Annotated in this window: 3 protein-coding genes and 1 pseudogene; 1 reads left to right on the top strand and 3 read right to left on the bottom strand. The window is 65.7% G+C overall.

Going from position 1 to position 3,560, the window contains the following annotated elements; genetic code table 11:
• Positions 1-490, bottom strand: a 490-nt coding sequence (locus tag AUC71_RS03885) for a polysaccharide deacetylase family protein (RefSeq protein ID WP_158007689.1), incomplete at its 3' end; no start/stop codon positions are given.
• A gap of 482 nt (positions 491-972) precedes the next feature.
• Here AUC71_RS03885 and AUC71_RS03880 point away from each other — a divergent pair.
• Positions 973-1,863 carry a GNAT family N-acetyltransferase gene (locus AUC71_RS03880; protein WP_069623210.1) on the top strand — a complete coding sequence of 297 codons (891 nt, stop codon included), beginning with the start codon at positions 973-975 and terminating at the stop codon, positions 1,861-1,863.
• An 11-nt stretch (positions 1,864-1,874) separates the two neighbouring features.
• Here AUC71_RS03880 and AUC71_RS03875 read toward each other — a convergent pair whose 3' ends face one another.
• Positions 1,875-2,612, bottom strand: a complete 738-nt coding sequence (locus AUC71_RS03875; protein ID WP_069623209.1) for a P-loop NTPase family protein — start codon at positions 2,610-2,612, stop codon at positions 1,875-1,877.
• Positions 2,600-3,560: pseudogene (locus tag AUC71_RS19170) on the bottom strand (hypothetical protein); the annotation flags it as partial. The gene AUC71_RS03875 and the pseudogene AUC71_RS19170, both read right to left, overlap by 13 nt.

Genomic DNA, 3,560 nt, shown 5'->3' with positions numbered 1-3,560 from the left:
CAGGTCTCGCCGTCGCCGCATCACCACGATCGTCCCCGCCCGCGCCGGCGACCGCCTCTTCCAACGCGAGCCACCACAGCTCGCCATGGCCGTCCGGGTAGTTCGTCGGGACGTAAAGCGTGAACGGCAGCCCGCGCGCTTTGAACATCGGAAAGGCATACTGAAAGTTGTCCCGATAGCCGTCGTCGAAGGTGAAGCAGACGAAGCGCTTCCCTTCGCCCCGGACGAGCCGGTCGGCGGCCTCATCCAGGGTGACCACGTCGAGATCGGCGTCGTGCACCTGATCGAGGACGGCTTCGAGGAATTCCGGCGTGACTTCGAGTATGCGGTTCGGCGCGAAGGGCCTGGGCTCGGCCGGTTGCGGGCGCACCTGGTGCAGGGTGAAAATAAGGCCGGTTCCTTGCGTGTACGGCGCGAGAAGACGGTGGGCGCCCGTGTGGTAGAGTCCGGCCATGGCGGCCTTCATCATGGCGGTCTTGACTTTAGCCACGGGACATCCCCTCAAAGGTCAGCATCAACAATTAACCTCGCTCTGCCATTGTCCGAGCCGACAGTTTGACGGCGTTTCCTTGCAAAACGATTGCCGATGGCGATCGATTTTTCGGCTGGTGATGCCTGCGGGGAAAGGGTGGGTCTGGTCATGAGTTCCGCAGCCTTGTTTCGTCCATCCACGGAGATTGTCCACGCTGCAACCCTACAGTCCGATCCCTCGTTTGTGAGCACCTCTCTCGGCACGGTTTCGCTTTGCGTCACCGGCGAACTGGAAAACCTCAAAACCCTGTGGGAGAGCCTGCAGGCGGCGGTGCCTTGCACGGCCGCGCAGACCTATGAGTGGGGCCGGGCATGGGCCGAACATGTGCTGGCGCCGCGTGGAGACAAACCGGTCATCGTCGTGGGTTATGGGCCGGACGGCACGCCCCTGTTCCTGTGGCCGTTCGAGATGGGAACCCGCGCGGGGTTCGGATTTCTAAAATGCTCGGGCAAGACCACGCCAATTACAGCATGGGGCTGTTCGCTCCGGAAGCCGCGCGGGCTTTCACGCGTACCGATATGTCGCGCTTATTGCACGAAGCGGGGCGGCAAGCGGGCGCGTCGGCCGCCATTCTCGAGTCACAGCCCTTTGATTGGGATGGCGTTCCCAACCCGTTCGCCCTGCTCTCCCATCAGCGCGCTCCCAATAGCGGCTATGCGGTCAAGCTCGACGGCTTCGACGCCCTATATGAGGGCCAATTCAGCAAGCGGTCCCGGCAGACCGTCGATCGCAAGGAGCGGCGCCTGCGTGACATGGGCGCCGTCGAATATGGCTGGGCCGAAACACGTGATAACAGGCTCGCGCTGCTCGAGACATTCTTCACGCAGAAGTCCCGGCAGTTTGCCGCCATGGGCGTCAAGGATGTCTTCGATGAGGCCGCGCGCGCGTTCTACCGGGACCTCGCCTTGCTGCCGGACGATAACCCCAGCCAGCTTCGCCTTGGGTTTGTGGCCTTGGATGGAAACGTGCTCGCAACGTTCAGCGGAGCTCTGTGCCACGACCGGATGGGTGTCATGCTGTCCTCCCTGACCGAAGGCGAAGAGCAGCGCCAGTCGCCCGGCGGCCTTCTCTTGCGTCATCAAATCGAGGAAGCCTGCACAGCCGGCGTCAAGTTTTTCGATCTCGGCGTCGGTCAGGCGCGGCACAAGGACGAGTGGAACAACATTGTCTATCCGCTGTTCGACAGCTTCATCGCCTTGAAGCCGCAAGGTCTGATTTTGACTTTGCCGCTTGCCGCCGCGGCACGGGTCAAGGGTGTGATCAAGGCGAACAGCACTCTCTGGGCCGTCGCCCAAGATCTGCGCAAGCGCCTCAATAGCCGGGACGGCTAGGCCTCTTCTTCTCAGACGGCGGCGGAGCGGCTGAACAGTCCTGAGCGGCGTAGCCTCCCACTGCCCTCATAAACCACGACCGGACAGCCCAGGGCCTGGAATGTGGCGAGTGCCTCGTCCTCGCTCTCGACATTGCCGCGCGGGGGCAGCACCGCCACCATGATGGGCAGCTCGAATTTGAGCGCGGGCATCAGAACCTCGATCGCCGCGAGATCTGCATGAAGGACAACGCAGCCATAGGCCTGCGTCAGCGCCTCGAACACGCGCATGAAGCGGTCGGGCTCCGGTCCTTCGCCGTGCACGGCGGGATTGCCCGCGGCGATGACCTGCAAGGGTGTCTCATCGTCCACGCGGATCACATCGCCGAAATTGGCGCGGCCCGCGGAGAGATCGGCGAAGCCCGGAACACGCGGCATGCCGAGCGGACCGGACACGGCGGAGGCGCCTTTGGCCAGATCCACGAGCACGACCTGTTCGTTGCGATCGGCCAGCGCGCGGGCAAGCCCAATGGCCGCCTTGGTCGCGTCGGCCCCGGATGATGTGCCCGCGACGAGAAGCGCACGCGGCAGGCCGCCGGTGGCCGCATCGAGCACCTTGTCGAGCACCGTATCGAGGGATTTTAGGACCGGGCCGGCCGGAAGGGCTCGGGATTTCGGCTTCGACGAAATCTCTGCCGGCTCGTCGACCTCGGAGGCAGCGATGCGCTGGGTGAGGTAGTGGCGAAGATCGTTCGGGCTCAGCGCAGCCATTTGGCCCCCTTTCGGTTTTGACGAGGATGCGCGCGGCTTCCATTTGGCGGCTTGTTCGTTGGCGGTACGGCGGAAACGATCCAGGAGCCGCCCAGACGCTTCGGGGCGTTGCTCTTCTCGCGGATGCGGGCTTCCTCGACGTCCTCCGTGAATTCCTGCCGCAGGCGATCGAGCAGTCCGGTCGCGGCGGGTTGCGGCCGGGAGTGCGTCTCATTGGATGGCGTTCCCGCCGCAGGCGGCGTCTCGGCCGTCTTTACGCGTTCGCTTTCCATCGCCGCCCCGCGCCCCGCCTTCACGGACGCATCTCTAGAGGCCTGGGTGGGCTCCTGCCTCGGTGCTTCGGGTTCCGGCGCCGGACGGACACGCCGCGGCTCGTTGACTTGAAGCCAGCTCGGCCGTTTCGCGGGCTTCTGCGCGCGCCAGACGGACGGCTTGGTCGTTGTGTCGGTGCGGTCTTGTTGTTCGGGCTTGGGTGCCGGACCCGCCTTCGCCTCGGCGGGCGGCGGCGCGGCGGCGGGTCCGGTCATCGCGGGACGCACCACGGGTAGCTTGCGTGCGGCCGGGATCTCTGCGGCTGGCTTCGGCGTTGCGGGCTGAACAGCAGCGGGCTTCGCGGCCGCTGCCGGGGGCATCGTTGGCGCCGGCGCCTTCACGGGCGTCGGTTCTGGTGCAGAGGCCGGTTTCGGCGGTTCGTGGCGGGTGCGCTGCTTTTGCCTGGGCGCGCGGGGTTCTCTGCGTGACTGGGGGCTGGCGGTGCCGATGAGCTCGCGGGCGATCGTGTAGGCAAGGGCGAGCAGCGCGGTTGCGGCCATCACGAGCAAGGTCAGCGGTCCGCGCTTGGGAAAGGACGGCAGGACGGAGGCATGGGCGCGTGAGACGATGACCGCTTGGGACGGCACGGCGCCCATGTCGTGGCGGGCGGAGGCGTCGCGGTAGCGCGCCAGATAG

The organism is Methyloceanibacter marginalis (genome assembly GCF_001723295.1).
Taxonomy (GTDB): Bacteria; Pseudomonadota; Alphaproteobacteria; order Rhizobiales; family Methyloligellaceae; genus Methyloceanibacter; species Methyloceanibacter marginalis.
The sequence above is the reverse complement of the archived record's forward strand: the minus strand, read 5'-3'. Positions and strand labels throughout refer to the sequence as shown.